The following is a 15,747-nucleotide window of genomic DNA, read 5'->3' as shown; positions in this document are numbered from 1 at the left end:
CACCACGCAGACGGTGGGGCAGGCGCTCACGCAGCCGTACACCAATGCGCTCTCCGGTCAGTCTGACCCTTACGGGCAGACCATCGCGAAGGACGGCACGATCTACTTTCCGTTCGTGGGCCGTGTGATGGCCGCGGGCAAGACACCGGGCCAGTTGCGCGACCAGCTCGCCTCAGGACTCGGGCCGTATATCAAGAATCCGCAGGTAGACGTGCGCGTGCTCGCCTATCGCAGCCAGAAGATCCAGGTGACGGGCGACGTCAAGACGCCCGGTCCGCTGGCGATGAGCGACGTGCCGCTGTCGCTGGTCGACGCGATCACGCGTTCGGGTGGCACCACTGACAACGCCGACATCAATCGCGTGCGTCTCACGCGTAACGGCAAGCTCTATACGCTCGACGCCAATCGCATGCTCGATTCTGGCGACGCGACGCAGAACGTGATGCTGCAGGACGGCGATATCGTTAATGTGCCGGATCGTTCGGATAGCAGAGTATTCGTGATGGGCGAAGTGAAAACGCCGCTGCAAACCGGTCTGATTCGCGGCAATCTGACCATTGCCGATGCGCTCACGGCGGCAGGCGGCATTCTCGATACCGACGCGAACCCGCGCCAGATCTTCGTGATGCGCGGCATGAAGGGTAATCCGACCCAGCCGGAGATCTACCGCCTCGACATGACCAAGCCCGACGCGATCATGCTGTCGTCGCAATTCCAGCTCAAGCCGCTGGATGTCGTGTACGTCGGCACGGCCTCTTCGACCACCTTCAACCGTGTGTTGCAGCAGGTTCTGCCGACCGTGCAGACGGTCTTCTACCTGAAGCAGATCACGCGCTAACAGCGTGCGGTCATTCCTTCCTCGCAACACGAGTTACTACGGGATCGAATCGTGAGCATTCAAGCCAACAGTCAGGCGGCCCCGGCGGCCCGCACAGAGGAAGAGGACGTCGTCCTCGGCCAGTTGCTGCGCGTCATCATCGACGACATCGGCTGGCTCATCGCGATCGCGGCGGTGGTGGTGGGCTGCGCCGTGTTCTACTGCTTCGTCGCCAAGCCGGTCTATACCGCCGACACGCAGGTGCGCGTCGAGCAGGCCGACTACACCTCGCAGGCGCTGACGCAAACGCAGTCGGGCGCCAACATTTCGAACGGCCAGCAAGGCTCCTTGCCGACCGATGCCGAAATCCAGATGATCCAGAGCCGCAGCGTGCTCGAGCCGGTCGTCAAGCAGTTCAAGCTGAACTTCACGGTCTCGCCGGTCACCTTGCCGGTGGTGGGGAGCCTCGCCGCGCGTCTGGCGACGCCGGGCACGCCCTCGCGTGCGTGGTTTGGCCTGGGCAGCTACGCATGGGGCGGCGAAGTCGCCAATGTGGATTCGATCGAAGTGTCGCCTGAGCTTGAAGGCAAGAAGCTCACGCTGACTGCGCTCGACGACAATCGCTTTGTGATTTCGGGTCCCGATGGCGGGCGTCTGGTCGAAGGCACGGTTGGTCAGCAGGTGCAGGGCGGCGGCGTCACGATGCTTGTGAGCGATCTGAAGGCACGCCCCGGCACGCGCTTCACGGTGGTGCGCCTGAACGATCTGGACGCCGTCACGGGCTTCCAGAACGCCGTGAAGGTGCAGGAGCAGGGCAAGCAGACGGGCGTGATCGACATCTCGCTCGAAGACAACGATCCCGATCACGCCGCTCAGGTGGCGAATGCCGTCGCGCAGTCGTATCTGCGCGAACACGTCGCCACCAAGCAGGCCGATGCGAGCAAGATGCTCGACTTCCTGCGCAGCGAACAGCCGCGTCTGAAGTCCGACCTCGAAAATGCCGAAGCCGCGCTTACCGCCTATCAGAGCAAGTCGGGTTCGATCAACGCCAGCGACGAAGCCAAGATCTATCTGGACGGCAGTGTGCAATACGAGCAGCAGATTTCGGCGCTGCAATTGCAGATTGCCTCGCTGCAACAGCGCTTTGGCGACCAGCATCCGGTGCTGATCGCGGCGCGCCAGCAGCTCGCGCAACTGGAAGGCGAGCGCGCCAAGTACGACACCAAGTTCCGCGATCTGCCGGCGACCGAAGTGAAGGCCGTGCAGTTGCAACGCGATGCGAAGGTGGCGGAAGACATCTACGTGCTGCTGCTCAATCGCATTCAGGAGCTTTCCGTGCAGCGCGTGGGCACGGGCGGCAACGTGCATATCGTCGATCCGGCGATGCGCCCGGGCAAGCCCTCCAAGCCGAAGAAGCTGCTGATCATCTCGGCGGCCACGATGCTGGGTCTGATTCTGGGCACGGGCTTCGTGCTGATGCGCCGGAACATGTTCAAGGGCATCGTCGATCCGGACGTCATCGAGCGTAATTTCCAGTTGCCGGTGTATGGCCTCGTGCCGCTCTCGGCCGAACAGGCGGTGCTCGAAAAGCGCGCGCCGGTGCGCGGCGGCACGCGTTTGCGTGAAGTGCTGGCCAATGCGGCGCCCAAGGATCTCACGGTTGAAAGCCTGCGCTCGCTGCGTACTTCGCTGCAGTTCAGCGTGATGGATGCGCGCAATCATGTGGTCGCGCTGACCGGCTCGGTGCCGGGCGTGGGCAAGAGTTTTCTCACGGCGAATCTGGCCGTGCTGCTGGCGCACTCGGGCAAGCGTGTGCTGATGATCGACGGCGACATGCGCCGTGGCGCGCTCGAACGCTATCTGGGCGGCCCGCAGGAAAACGGCTTTTCCGAACTGCTTTCTGGACAGATCGCGCTGGACGAGGCTATTCGTGCGACCGAAGTGGATAACCTGCACTTCATCTCGTGCGGCCGCCGTCCGCCTAATCCGTCCGAGTTGCTGATGTCGCCGCGTCTGGGCCAATACCTCGATGGCCTTGCCAAGCGCTACGACATTCTGCTTGTCGATACGCCGCCGGTGCTGGCCGTGACGGATGCCGCCATCATCGGCGGCCATGCGGGCTCGACCTTTGTGGTGCTGCGTTCGGGCATGCATACCGAAGGCGAGATCGCCGATACGCTCAAGCGTCTGCGCAATGCGGGCGTACGTGTGACGGGCGGCGTCTTCAACGGCGTGCCGGCGCGCGCACGCGGCAGCTACGGCTATGGCTACGACGCGGTTCAGGAATACCTGAGCGCCTGATGAAGGGAGACCACGCGATGAAAGTGACCGTGCTCGTGCCGACGTATCGGCGTCCTGAAGATCTGGCGCGCTGTCTTTCGGCACTCCTGTGCCAGCAGCGCGCGCCCGAGCAGATTGTGGTGGTGGCGCGCGCCGACGACGCCGCCACGCATGCGTGTCTGGCCGAACACGTGACGCCGCGCGTGCTCAACGTGGAAGTGGCGACGGTCGACGAACCTGGCCAGGTAGCCGCGCTCAATCGTGGCCTGGAGGCGGCAACGGGCGATGTGATCGCCATCACCGATGACGACGCCGCGCCCCGCGCCGACTGGGTTGCACGCATCGCCGCGCATTTCGAAGCCGACGCGAAACTCGGTGCGCTGGGCGGGCGCGACTGGGTGCATGAGGAAGGCCGTGTGCTCGATGGCGAGCGCGAACTGGTGGGGCGCGTGCAGCGCACCGGGCGCATTGTCGGCAACCATCATCTGGGAGTGGGCGAGGCGCGCGAAGTCGATCTGCTCAAGGGCGCCAATATGAGCTACCGGCGTGCGGCCATCGGCGATCTGCGCTTTGACCGCCGTTTGCGCGGCACCGGCGCCCAGACACACAACGATATGGCCTTCAGCATGGGCGTGAAGCGCGCGGGCTGGAAGCTCGTCTACGACCCGCTCGTCGCCGTCGATCACTATCCCGCGCCGCGTCCCGGCGAAGATCCGCGCAATGCGCAGACGCTCGCCTCGATCCGCAACGGCGCCTTCAATTTCCATCTGATCCTGCGCGGCCATCTCGCGCCGCTGCACCGCGAAACCGCGTGGTGGTGGTGGGCGCTGGTCGGCACGCGCGTCTACCCGGGGCTGCTGCTCACGGGCTTGAGCGCGGTGCGCTCGGGTTCCGTGGGCGTGGCTTTAGCGCGTTGGCGCGCGGTACGCGGCGGCGCGCGCGAAGCGCGTCGGGCGATGGCCTGACGAAGCTGCCCGAAAACGCGCTTCACGTGTCGATCGATGATCGACGCGAGCGCACACGAATTTACGGAGGACCCCGAATGAGCAGTACGAACGTCCACGTGCACCTGTTTTACGGCGCCGATCCGCGCCACTATCGCAAAGGCGAGAATATCGGCTCGCTTTATGGCTACCATCACGCCGAATCGGCGGAGTTTTCGCTCAATTACGCACACGATGCGCGCGAAGGCAAGCCCGTGCGTTTCGTGCGCCGTGCCTTGAAGGCGGCGCTCGGCTTCGACTTTATTCACGCCTGGCGTAACCGCCGCGCGATGCTCGAATCGGATGTGATCTGGACGCACACAGAGCAGGAGCATCTGGCCGTGGCGCTCGTGCTGCTGATGCAGGCGAAAAAGGGCGGTGCGCGGCCTCTGCTGCTCGCACAAAGCGTCTGGCTGCTCGACCGCTGGCAAGGCTACGGCGGCCTGCGCCGCGCCTTCTATAAGCGTCTGCTTGCGCGTGCCGACCGCCTCACCACGCTCGCCAGCGAAAACGCGGCGCTGTGCAAGGATTATTTCGGCCGCGCGGCAACGCCGCTGCTTTACGGGCTCAATACACTGGATTTCCCGCTCTGTCCGCCTTCGCACTGGAAGCCGCATACGCCCGTGCGCGTGGCGGCGATAGGCAATGATCGCGACCGCGACTGGACCACGCTGGTGGCCGCCTTGCGCGACGACGCGCGCTACGCAGTGCGGATCGCGACGCGCCGGCGCATGCCGGCCTCGGCGCGCGCGGCGAACGTGGAGATCGTGCGCGTCTCCGGCATCCAGCAGCAGCACGCGCTTTATGACTGGGCCGATATTATCGTCGTGCCGCTGCGTCCCAACACGCACGCCTCGGGCATCACCGTGATGCTGGAAGCGGCGGCGCTCGGCAAGCCGATGATCGTCACGAAAGTGGGCGCGCTCGACGATTACTTCGACGATCAAGCCGCGTTCTATATCGAGCCATTTAACGCACAGCAGTTGCGCGACGCCGTCAATGCACTCGTGGACGATCCCGCGCGCGCACTCGCGCAGGCGCGTGAGGCCTGCGAACAACTGAATACGCGCGACCTCACGACCGAGAATTACGCACGCCAGCACGCACAGCTCACGCGCGAAATGCTGCTTGAACGCGATCCGCGCACGCAAACCAGCACGCGCGCCACGATGGCGGCAGGCGCGAGCGGCCAGTTGCCGCGCGGGATGTGATGATGCGCATGCCGTCTACCGTTCCCAGTCCCATGCCGCCAGGCGCTGCATCGCCACCGGCGCAGCGCGCCCAGAAATCGGGCCTGCGCCGCGCGATGGGCCGCGATACGTTGCCGGTCATCGCACTGTGGACGCTCACTGCGCTGTTGATCCTCGCGCATCAGGGCTCGGTGCTCACGCTCGCGTTCCCGGTTCTCGCGATCGCCACCGGCCTGTGGCTCTATTTTGTGAATCCGGTGCGCTATATCGGCTTCATGTGGTGGCTGTGGTTTCTGAGCCCCGAGGTGCGCCGTCTCGCCGATTACGGCAAGGGCGGCTTCACGCCCACCAGCCTGATTCAGGTCGCGCCGCTCGCGGTCACGATGATCAGCGGGCTGTCGCTGCTGCGCTATTACCCTGTGCTTGCGCAACGTCGCGGCCTGCCGCTGCTGCTCGCGCTGCTCGGTATCGGCTATGGCTTTGTCGTGGGTGTGGTGGCGAACGGGCCGGCCGCGGCCGTGTTCGACCTGGCGAACTGGGTCTATCCGCTGCTGATCGGCTTTCACATCATGGTGCTCACGCGCCAGTACGAAGAAAGCCGCGACACCATCGTCAATACCTTTATCTACGGCATGCTGGTGATGGGTGCGTACGGCCTGGTGCAGTTCTTCATCATGCCGCCGTGGGACGCAATGTGGATGATCGGCTCCGACATGAATTCGCAGGGCGACCCGGTGCCGCTCGGCGTGCGGGTGTTCAGCACGATGAATTCGTCGGGTCCATTCGCCTTCGCGATGATGGGTGCCATGGTGCTGGTGATGGCGGGCAAGCATCGCGTGCGCTGGATTGCGGCGGCGTTCGGCTTCTTCTCGTTCGCGCTCTCGCTGGTGCGCTCGACGTGGGGCGGCTGGGCCATCGCGATGGTGATCCAGTTGATGAAGTCGAGCAACAAGGTGCGTGTGCGCATTATCGTGAGCGCGTTCGTGCTCGCGGGCATTTGCGTACCACTGCTGACCTTCGGCCCGGTTGCCGACCGCATGCAGCAGCGTCTGAATACGCTCGTGAACCTGAGCGACGACCAGAGCTACGAGGCGCGTAACCAGTTCTACGCCGACTTCGCCAAAACGGCCTTTACCGACGTGACGGGCGAGGGCCTGGGCGCGACCGGTGCGTCGACCAAGCTCTCCAGCAGCAACGGCCAGCTTGGCCAGTACGGCAGCTTCGATAGCGGCGTGATGAATATCCCGTTCGTGCTGGGATGGCCCGGCACGCTGATGTACATGTCGGGTGTGCTGTGGCTGCTGGCGCGCGCGGTGCGCGTGGCGCTGCGCATGCCCGATGACCGCTATGTCTGCGCGTGCCTCAGCCTGATGGTGTCGATCTTCGCGATGCTGGTGTTTACCAATTCGCTAGTGGGCACGGGCGGCCTGCTGCTGTTTTCCAGTGTTTTTTCCATTCTCAGCGCTGGGCACTGGCGCAGGATGACGCGCCGTCAGGCCAGCGGCAGTACTCCAGACATTACCCCAGGCAATTCCCCGACAACGGAGGTCTCCGATTGAGAGTCGCAATCGTCACGCACGTGGTGCGCCATAACGACGGCCAGGGGCGCGTCAACCACGAAATCGCGCGCGCGGCGCTCGACGAAGGGTTCGAGGTCACGCTGGTGGCTTCGCACGTCGCGCCGGAACTGCTTGCGCATCCGAAAGTGAAATGGGTGCGCGTGCAACCGTCTAAATTGTGGCCGACGAATCTGTTGCGTCAGCAGGTCTTTGCGCTCAGCAGCGCGCTCTGGCTCAAGCGACATCGCCGCGAATACGACGTGCTGCATGTGAATGGCTTCATTACCTGGGCACAGGCCGATGTCAATACCGCGCACTTCGTGCACGGCGGCTGGGCGCGCAGCAAGTATTACCCGTTCGGTCTCACGCGTGGCGTGTGGTCGGCATACCAGTTCGTCTATACGCGTGCGAATGCGGTGCTGGAGCGCTGGGCCTACCGGCGCTCGCGCGTAATCGCGGCGGTGTCGCGCAAGGTCGCCGATGAAATCCGCGCTTGCGGCGGCAATCCGCTCGAACGGCTCGACGTGATTTATAACGGCGTGGATACGCGCGGCTTCTCCGGCGCTGTTGCCGATCGCGCGAAGTTCGAACTCCCCGCCGATAAATTCCTGCTGCTATTCGTGGGCGATCTGCGCACGCCGCGCAAGAATCTTGGCACAGTTCTGCACGCGCTCAAGCAGTTGCCCGAGCATGTGCATCTGGCCGTGGCGGGGTATCTGCCCGGCAGTCCGTATCCGGAGATGGCGCGCGAACTCGGCATTGCCTCGCGCGTGCATTTTCTCGGTCTGGTGCGCGAAATGCCGGTGCTGATGCGCAGCGTCGACAGCTATGTTTTTCCTTCGCGCTACGAAGCAATGAGCCTTTCGCTGCTGGAGGCGATGGCGTCGGGCTTGCCGGTGGTGACCGCTCGCACGGCAGGCGGCGCGGAAATCATCACGCCCGACTGCGGCATCGTGCTGGAAGATCCGGACGACGCCCGTGCGCTTGCCGGTGCGATCCAGCAACTCGCCGACGATACCCCGCGCCGTGTCGCAATGGGCGCGGCCGCAGCGGAACTGGCCTGCAGCTTCGGCTGGGCGCGCATGGCCGCTCAATACATCGCGCTTTACCGGCAACTCGCCGGGGAAGCGGGCGCGGCGGTGCACAACGATTCGCAGTCGGAACACGCGGAACACGTTGCGCCCAACGTTGCATAACAAGTTTGAATCACAAGGACATGCGATGACGAAACATTCCATCCATTCGCTACAGATCGGCATGCACTGGTTCCCCGAACGCGCCGGCGGCCTCGACCGCATGTATTACTCGCTCGTGGGCGCGCTGCCGGGTGCGGGCGTGCATGTGCGCGGTGTCGTGGCAGGCTCGCCCAAGGTGGCCGAAGATAGCGGCGGCGCGATCCAGGGCTTCGGCTCGGCGGCGCGCGCGTTGCCGTTGCGCTTGATGGACGCGCGCCGCGCGTTGCGCACCGAAATCCGCCGCCATCGCCCGGATGTGATTTCCTCGCATTTCGCGCTGTATACCTTTCCGGGCCTTGACGTCACGCGCGGCATTCCGCAGGTCTCGCATTTTCAGGGACCGTGGGCCGACGAAAGCTTTGTCGAAGGCGCGGCCACACTGAGCCAGCGCATCAAGCATTCGCTGGAACAATCGGTGTACGAACGATCGTCGCGACTGATCGTGTTGTCGAAGGCCTTCGGTGACATTCTCACGAAGCGCTATGCGATTCCGCCCGAGCGTGTGCGGATCGTGCCGGGCTGCGTGGATACGGCGCATTTCGACCCGGCCTGCTCGCAGGGCGAGGCGCGTCTGCGTCTGCAATTGCCGCAGAACCGGCCGATCGTGCTGGCCGTGCGCCGGCTTGTGCGTCGCATGGGCCTGGAAGATCTGATTGATGCGGTCAAGCAGGTCAAGCAGCGTCACCCCGATATTCTGCTGCTGATTGCCGGGCGCGGACGGCTGGAAGCGGAACTGCAACAGCGTATCGAGGCAGCGGACCTCACCGGGAACGTCAAACTGCTGGGCTTCGTACCCGACGCGCATCTGCCGTCGCTCTACCGCGCCGCGACGCTCAGCATCGTGCCGACGGTGGCGCTCGAAGGCTTCGGCCTGATTACCGTGGAATCGCTTTCCGCCGGCACGCCGGTGCTGGTGACGCCGGTGGGCGGCCTGCCGGAAGCGGTGGCGGGACTGTCGCCGGATCTCGTGCTACCTGAAACGGGCGCGGCGGCGATTGCCGAAGGTATCGACGCTGCGCTCTCGGGCCGCATCAAGCTGCCGGACGAAGAAGCCTGCAAACGCTACGCGCGCGAGCACTTCGATAATGCGGTAATTGCAAGGCGCGTGGCCGATGTCTACGCCGAAGCGATTGCCGCGCATTGAGTTGCGCATCGAGGCAATCAAGCGTTGAAACGAAATCGCCGCCCGGAAGGGCGGCGACAAATAAACGAGCTACAGTGATTCACGCGGGGCGCAGACGTTTGCGTGCTTCCTCGTACATCCAGCGCAGGGTTTCTTCGATGGACGTGCGTTCGCTTTCGCCCACCAGCGTGCGCAGTTTCGCATTCGAGCCAACCAGATGGCGCACCTCGTTCGCCCGCACGAAACGCGGATCGACCTTCACTTCGATCGCATAGCCCGCGATACGCGCAAGCGTCGCCAGCAATTCACCCAACGTCCAGCCTGTGCCCGAGCAGACATTGACGATCTTGCCGCGCGGCGCGACTTCGATGAGCTTCGCGTAGGCATCGACCACATCGCGCACATCGGAAAAATCGCGACTCACATCGGTATTGCCGAGTGAAATCGAACGATCGCCGCGCGCGTAATGCTCGACGATCTTGGGCAACAGGAAGTCGGTGCTCTGGCCCACGCCCGTGTAATTGAACGGGCGCGTGATTACCAGCGGCAACTGCGCGTTCCAGCGCTTCGCGACATATTCCATCGCGAGCTTGCTGACCGCGTAATCGTTGGCGGGTTGGGGAGCGACGGTTTCGTCGATGATGCCGGGCGTGACGTTGCCGTAGACGTTCGCACTGCTGGCGACCAGAACCGCACGCGGCACATGACGCTGATGCGCGAGCGTATCGAGCAGATTGCGCGTGCCCACCACGTTGACCACGTAAGTGCGCGCGACATCGCCATCGGCCACGTTGGCGACCGCCGCGAGATGCACCACTACGTCGGGCCGCGCCGTTTCGACCGCGTGCGCAAGCGCCTCGCGGTCGAGCAGATCGGCGGCCAGCGGCGTTGCGTCGCCCGGTAGAAGGCCGATGTTATCGGCTTCACCGGCGCGCACGGTGCCCCAGACGCGGTAACCGTCGGCCGCCAGACGCGCAGCCATATAGCGGCCCGTGAAGCCGTTCACGCCGGTAATGAGCGCGCGCGGCGCCGGGGCCGCGCTGGAAGAATCAGAACGTGTCATGTCGTTCGTTGCGTGCAAGGTCTGCCGTCACCATCATCTGGCAGAGTTGTTCAAGCGAGGTTTGCGGTTCCCAGCCGAGTTTGCTGCGCGCCTTGTCGGCGTTGCCGATCAGCAGTTCGACTTCGGCGGGTCGGTAAAAACGCGGACTGACGCGCACCAGCGTGCGGCCCGTCGAGATATCCACGCCTGTTTCGCGTTCGGCGCGGCCCGACCATTCGAGCTGATAACCGGCAGCGGCGAAGGCCATCGTCACGAAATCGCGCACGGTCTCGGTACGGCCAGTTGCGAGCACATAGGTATCCGGATCGTTGGCCTGCAGCATGCGCCACATGCCTTCGACATATTCGGAAGCGTAACCCCAGTCGCGCTTGGCGTCCAGGTTACCCAGCTCCAGCACGCTCTGCTTGCCCAGGCGGATCTTGGCGACGGCGTCGGTGATCTTGCGCGTCACGAATTCGCGGCCACGCAGCGGCGATTCATGATTGAAGAGAATGCCGCTGGTCGCGAAGATATCGTAGGACTCGCGGTAATTGACGGTGGACCAGTGCGCAAACAGCTTGGCGATGCCGTACGGACTGCGCGGATAAAACGGCGTGTCCTCGCGTTGCGGCACGGCCTGCACCTTGCCGAACATTTCGGAAGTGGAGGCTTGATAGAAACGCGTACGCGGATTAATCACGCGAATCGCTTCGAGCAGATTGAGCGCGCCGATGCCGGTGACTTCTGCGGTGGTCACAGGCTGATCGAACGAAACGCCCACGAAGCTCTGCGCGGCGAGGTTGTAGATTTCGCCGGCCTGGGCGCGCTCGAGCAGGCGAATCGTCGAGCCTGCATCGGTGAGATCGTGTTCGACGAGTTCGAGCGACGGATGATCGGTGACGCCGAGTTCGTTCATGCGCCAGAAGTTGACCGAACTGGTGCGCCGATAAGTGCCGACCACCTGATAGCCCTTGTCGAGCAGCAGTTTGGTCAGATATGCGCCGTCCTGGCCGGATACGCCGGTGATGATCGCTTTGCGTCGTTCGTTCATATGTGTGCCTTTGAAGTAGCGAACATGATGTGGAATCGGTCTTTCAGGACTGCGAGCTGGTGGTGGTGCTCATTGCTTCGCTTACCGTGTTGCGAACCGGAGTTGCGAGGGCCTCGCGACGGGCAGGGCCGCGCGTGAGACGCTTTTCGAACAGGAACCAGCTCGCGCTTGCATAGACGAGCGTGATGGCGAGCGCGATGGCGGCGCTCACCGGGCGGCTGTAGTGGAGAGGCCACACCGCGTAAAGAATCGTGAGGTGAATCAGGTAGATCGTGTAGCTGATGGTGCCGATATAGACGAGCACCGGATGGCTGAGCACGCGCTTGACGATGCCTTTCGATTGCAGCGCGAACACCACCGCCGACGTGCACAGCACCAGCGAAACGCTATACAGCAGGGCATTCGACAGCGGCGTATTCATGCCGCGAAAGCGCGGATAGTGCAGATGCAGCCAGGCTAGCACGGCGAGCGCCGCGAAAAACAATATTGCCGCGGGCAGTTTGAAGCGTTCGAGCGCATTGCGGTCGCGCCGCACGAGCACGGCGAGCAGGGCGCCTGCCGCAAGCAGGTCCATGCGAAACGGCGTGAGATAGTAGATCGGCCAGTAGGTGGCGAACCATGGCGTCGCGATGGCGCGCAGCACGGGCACGATAAAGATCAACGAGGCGGCCACCACGGCCAGCAAACGTTGCGGCAGCAACAGCACCACGAAGGGCCAGAAAATATAGAACTGCTCTTCAACCGCGAGCGACCAGAGGATATTGAGGCTGTCATGTCCACTCTGGCCGAGCGCGTCGCCGATATTGGTGGCAAAGAACGCGTACCACGGCCAGTATTGCGCCCAGCCAAAGCCGAACAGCAGCGATGAAACGATCATCAGCAGGATGTACGGCGGCAGGATACGGCGCACCCGGCGCGCGTAAAAGTAGCTGAAATACGACTGCCCGCGTGCCTTGCGCTCCATCAGGATGCCGGTGATGAGAAAGCCGCTCAGCACGAAGAACAGATCGACGCCCATCCAGAGCGGCGCGCGCAAGGCGTGCTGCGCGAACACGGCGAGCACGGCAATGGCCCGCATGCCGTCCAGCTGGACGATGCGGTGAGCGTGTTGTGGCGGTGGGCTGGCGAGGCTGTTGACGGTCATCGGCTATCCGGTGGTTTGCATGCATGCACAGTCCGATCGATTCTAGAAAGAATTTAATGGGCAAAAACCGATTCAAAAAATCGAAATATATCGGCATGCCGATTTAAAAATGAATGGGATTTTGATTCGGTAAATTCGGCTAATTACAGAGTCAGTCCGGAAAATATTTCCTCTATCAGAGTGCGTGAAAACAGCCGGATTGCCTTGTGAGGCGGGCGGTTGCTGCGCTGCGCCATTTATTTCGCATTTACGCTGTAAGTCGTTCAAAAGACATCAAAAAACATTGAATTTTTTTGAATTATTTTCGGTTTTTGTGGGGCCATTTTTATCCGGAAATGTACGGCATGATCCAGCCAGATTGCCGTCACCACGGAGGAATTGCCTTGCCGTTTCCGATTCCCGGTCGCCGTATGCGCAGGACGCTGGCGCTTGCCGCGCTGAGCGCGTTCGCCTGTACCTCTTCGGTGCAGACGATTGCCGCGCCGCAACTCAATGTGACGTCCTCGTGGATCGGTAACAGCTTTGGTTACGGACAGGGGACGTGGATGCAGATCAACGTCACCGCGATTGCCGTCACGCCGGAAGGCAAGGTCTATACGGACGCGCCGTGGGACGAGAGCGGCGGCGAAATCAGCGCGTATCAGGATGGCAAGGCGCTCGGCTTTGCCGGCGGCACGCACGGGTGGGGCGGGCAGGGCGGCAACGCAGTGGCCGTCAATCATCGCTATCTATATGCGGCGGTCGGCGTGGGCAACGAAAAGGGCCATCTGGTCGGCAGCGGCATCTGGCCGGATAAGGGCCGCCAGTGGTTTGGCATCACGCGCAGACCGCTGGACGAGCCAAAGCGCGCCGCGGCCTTCCAGGCCTCCCCGCAGCCGCTCAATCCGCATGCGCAGCTTGCGGGCGCTTTCCTCAAGATCGCCGACGTGCCGACCGGCACGCAACCGGGCATTGGCGGCCTCGCCGCAACCGATACGTTGCTGTACGTGAGCAATACGGCGATGAACCGCATCGAGGTCTATGACGCGAACTCGATGCAGCGCAAGTCGCAGTTCGACGTGCACGAGCCGGGCCGTATCGCCCTTGCGGCTGATGGCACGCTCTGGGTGCTCACGGGCACCGCCACCGATCGTGCGCCGCGCGTCGCGCACTATGCCGCCGACGGCAAGCCGCTGGGTGAGACGTTCGAGTTGCCCGGCGACTCGGTGGCCGTCGATCTGGCGGTCGATCCTTCGCAACGCATTCTGGTTGCAGACAACGGGCCGCGTCAGCAGATCCTCATTTATTCGCGTAGCGGCAAGGGCTACACGCAAAGCGGCACGCTGGGCGAGCGCGGCGGAATTTTCTCCGGCGTGGCCGGCCGCCCCGGTCCCGGCCGCTTCAATGGCCTGACCGGCGTAGGCACGGATGCGAAGGGCAACATCTACGTTTCGACCAACGGCATCGGGCCGCGTCACGACACTATCGGCGCCGGCCTGGGCGCGACGCTCGAAAGCTACACGCCTGCGGGCAAGCGTCTCTGGAACCTGGAAGGCCTGCTGTTCGTGGATGGCGCCTGGGTGGACCCGGCGCGGCCCAATAGCGTCTATACGGGCAACAAGCGCTTCGAACTCGATCTGTCGAAGCCACCGGGTCAGGACTGGAAATATGCAGGATTCCTGTCGAATCGGTTCAAGTACCCTGACGACCCCGTATTCCATACGGATCAATGGCCCGGTTTGCCGACTGCGCGTTCTTTGAACGGCCACACGTTCCTGTTCTTGACGGACATGTACGCGGACCATCTCAAGATCTATCGCTTCGACGCGCAGCGCGACGGCGAAGTGGCGATTCCATCGGGCTTCATCGCGGGGCGCGAGCGTCCGGTCCTGCACGTGCCGAATGCGCCGCCAGGCGGCGACTGGATCTGGCGCGATGTGAACGGCGACGGCAAGTTCAACACGGACGAATTCACGCTCAACACGAGCGGCACGAAGCTCGCGGGCGGCTGGGGCTGGTGGGTCGATAGCGCCGGCGATATCTGGCGCACCCGAGATAACAAGGGCATTTATCGCTTCCGTTTCGGCGGACTCGATGCGAAGGGCAACCCCATCTATTCGTATTCGAACCTGACGCAGTACCCGGTGCCGCAACCGTTCACCGAACTGCATCGCGCGATCTACGAGCCCGACACCGACACGATGTATGTGACCGGCTATACGCCCGATACGCCGGTGGATCGCGGCTTCTGGAAAGAAGTGGGCCGCGTGCTGGTGCGTTATGACAAATGGTCGAGCGGCAATCCGGTGCAGCGCTATTCGATCACGCTGCCGTGGACGACGCAAACCAAGCCTATCGCCACGATCATCGGCCTCACCGTTGAAGGGCAATACCTCTTCGGCGTCGAGCCGGTCGGCGCAGTGCACGTGTGGGACAAGGACACTGGCAAGGAACTCGGCGTGATCCGTCCAGGCCCGGAAGTGGGCAGCGCGTCGGGTTGGGTCGACGTACCCAACGGCATCAGCGCCGCGAAGCGCAGCAATGGCGAGTACCTCGTGTTCGTCGAAGAAGACGCGCGCGGGAAAGTGATGATGTATCGCTGGAAACCATGACACAACGAATGGCATGACCGCTTTCTTCGCAATACCAGGCAAATGTAGTCAAACCCAAGGCATCCGATGGACAAAGGCATTCTCAAGAACGTAGCGATCAACTTCTTCGGGTTGGTGCTGCCGACTTTCGTCTCGCTCGTGACCGTGCCGTCGTATATCAAGCTGCTCGGCGTCGAGCCCTACGGCGTGATCAGTCTCGTTTGGACCCTGATCGGCTACTTCGGGATTCTCGATCTCGGCATGATCATGGCCGCGCAGAACCTCATCTCGAAGGCGCGCGCCTCGGGCGACAAGGGCGAGAGCGCGCGCGTGTTCTGGAGCGCGACGTGGCTCAACCTCGCGACCGGTGTGATCGGCGGCCTGATCATCTATTTCGGCGCGTTTCTGTACACCGCGTACTTCACCAAGGTGTCGCCCGAGTTGCAGCATGAGGTCTATATGGCGCTGCCGTGGCTCGCGGTGGCGATTCCGATTGCCAACGTGTCTTGGGTGTTCGCCGGGGCGATCAACGGCGCTGAACGATTTGGCGTCTACAACACGAATCAGACGATCGGCACATTCCTGTTCCAGTTGCTGCCGCTCGGCGCAGCGTTGTGGATGGGCGCGACGTTGCAAAACGTGCTGGCTGCGGCGGTATTCGCGCGAATTCTCGCCGCGATTCTGTTGGGCCGTTCCGCATTGAAGGTATTGGAAATCCGTCGCATCATGCCGCCGCAATTCGGCGTGGCGAAG

Annotated in this window: 12 protein-coding genes; 9 read left to right on the top strand and 3 right to left on the bottom strand. The window is 63.1% G+C overall.

Annotated features, from left to right (window positions below; all coding sequences use genetic code 11):
* The 7 genes from VG320_RS03535 to VG320_RS03505 all read left to right on the top strand — a co-directional run.
* The coding region (locus VG320_RS03535) for a polysaccharide biosynthesis/export family protein (protein WP_327198774.1) at positions 1-838 on the top strand (838 nt) is incomplete at its 5' end.
* A gap of 48 nt (positions 839-886) precedes the next feature.
* Positions 887-3,118: a polysaccharide biosynthesis tyrosine autokinase gene (locus VG320_RS03530; RefSeq protein ID WP_327198777.1), complete on the top strand. Its 2,232-nt coding sequence runs from the start codon at positions 887-889 to the stop codon at positions 3,116-3,118.
* 17 nt (positions 3,119-3,135) lie between these two features.
* On the top strand, positions 3,136-4,062 hold the full coding sequence (locus tag VG320_RS03525) for a glycosyltransferase family 2 protein (RefSeq protein WP_327198773.1): 927 nt from the start codon (positions 3,136-3,138) through the stop codon (positions 4,060-4,062).
* Positions 4,063-4,139: 77 nt separating this feature from the next.
* Entirely contained in the window at positions 4,140-5,291 is a 1,152-nt protein-coding gene (locus tag VG320_RS03520; RefSeq protein WP_327198772.1) for a glycosyltransferase family 4 protein, read from the top strand.
* An 8-nt stretch (positions 5,292-5,299) separates the two neighbouring features.
* Entirely contained in the window at positions 5,300-6,829 is a 1,530-nt protein-coding gene (locus VG320_RS03515) for an O-antigen ligase family protein (protein ID WP_414695958.1), read from the top strand.
* Complete coding sequence (locus VG320_RS03510; RefSeq protein ID WP_327198771.1) at positions 6,826-8,025, top strand: glycosyltransferase family 4 protein; 1,200 nt, start codon at positions 6,826-6,828, stop codon at positions 8,023-8,025. The genes VG320_RS03515 and VG320_RS03510 overlap by 4 nt, the downstream gene beginning before the upstream one ends.
* Before the next feature lie 25 nt (positions 8,026-8,050).
* The gene (locus tag VG320_RS03505; RefSeq protein ID WP_327198770.1) at positions 8,051-9,208 is read left to right on the top strand and encodes a glycosyltransferase family 4 protein; all 1,158 of its coding nucleotides are present in this window, start codon (positions 8,051-8,053) and stop codon (positions 9,206-9,208) included.
* Positions 9,209-9,287: 79 nt separating this feature from the next.
* Here VG320_RS03505 and VG320_RS03500 read toward each other — a convergent pair whose 3' ends face one another.
* Genes VG320_RS03500 through VG320_RS03490 form a run of 3 tightly spaced genes read right to left on the bottom strand, consistent with a single transcriptional unit; the run spans position 9,288 to position 12,424 of the window.
* Positions 9,288-10,250 carry an NAD-dependent epimerase/dehydratase family protein gene (locus tag VG320_RS03500; RefSeq protein ID WP_327198769.1) on the bottom strand — a complete coding sequence of 321 codons (963 nt, stop codon included), beginning with the start codon at positions 10,248-10,250 and terminating at the stop codon, positions 9,288-9,290.
* On the bottom strand, positions 10,237-11,280 hold the full coding sequence (gene gmd / locus VG320_RS03495) for a GDP-mannose 4,6-dehydratase (RefSeq protein WP_327198768.1): 1,044 nt from the start codon (positions 11,278-11,280) through the stop codon (positions 10,237-10,239). Before gmd ends, VG320_RS03500 begins: the two co-directional genes overlap by 14 nt.
* A gap of 43 nt (positions 11,281-11,323) precedes the next feature.
* On the bottom strand, positions 11,324-12,424 hold the full coding sequence (locus VG320_RS03490) for an acyltransferase (RefSeq protein ID WP_327198767.1): 1,101 nt from the start codon (positions 12,422-12,424) through the stop codon (positions 11,324-11,326).
* Between the two features lie 410 nt (positions 12,425-12,834).
* Between VG320_RS03490 and VG320_RS03485 the strand changes: the two genes are divergently transcribed.
* Positions 12,835-15,015 (top strand): hypothetical protein, encoded by a 2,181-nt coding sequence (locus VG320_RS03485; RefSeq protein WP_327198775.1) that lies wholly within the window; start codon positions 12,835-12,837, stop codon positions 15,013-15,015.
* A 66-nt stretch (positions 15,016-15,081) separates the two neighbouring features.
* Positions 15,082-15,747, top strand: a 666-nt coding sequence (locus VG320_RS03480; protein ID WP_327198766.1) for an oligosaccharide flippase family protein, incomplete at its 3' end; no start/stop codon positions are given.

Source organism: Paraburkholderia sp. (assembly GCF_035948235.1).
Taxonomy (GTDB): Bacteria; Pseudomonadota; Gammaproteobacteria; order Burkholderiales; family Burkholderiaceae; genus Paraburkholderia.
This window is presented reverse-complemented; position numbering and strand designations above follow the sequence as displayed.

Bases quoted from the DNA above. Each gene is read 5' to 3' on its own strand.
- VG320_RS03485 (WP_327198775.1), top strand. From the start codon at position 12,835: ATGCGCAGGACGCTGGCGCTTGCCGCGCTGAGCGCGTTCGCCTGTACC.
- VG320_RS03515 (WP_414695958.1), top strand. From the start codon at position 5,300: ATGCCGTCTACCGTTCCCAGTCCCATGCCGCCAGGCGCTGCATCGCCA.
- VG320_RS03525 (WP_327198773.1), top strand. From the start codon at position 3,136: ATGAAAGTGACCGTGCTCGTGCCGACGTATCGGCGTCCTGAAGATCTG.
- VG320_RS03490 (WP_327198767.1), bottom strand. From the start codon at position 12,424: ATGACCGTCAACAGCCTCGCCAGCCCACCGCCACAACACGCTCACCGC.
- VG320_RS03520 (WP_327198772.1), top strand. From the start codon at position 4,140: ATGAGCAGTACGAACGTCCACGTGCACCTGTTTTACGGCGCCGATCCG.
- VG320_RS03505 (WP_327198770.1), top strand. From the start codon at position 8,051: ATGACGAAACATTCCATCCATTCGCTACAGATCGGCATGCACTGGTTC.
- gmd (WP_327198768.1), bottom strand. From the start codon at position 11,280: ATGAACGAACGACGCAAAGCGATCATCACCGGCGTATCCGGCCAGGAC.
- VG320_RS03500 (WP_327198769.1), bottom strand. From the start codon at position 10,250: ATGACACGTTCTGATTCTTCCAGCGCGGCCCCGGCGCCGCGCGCGCTC.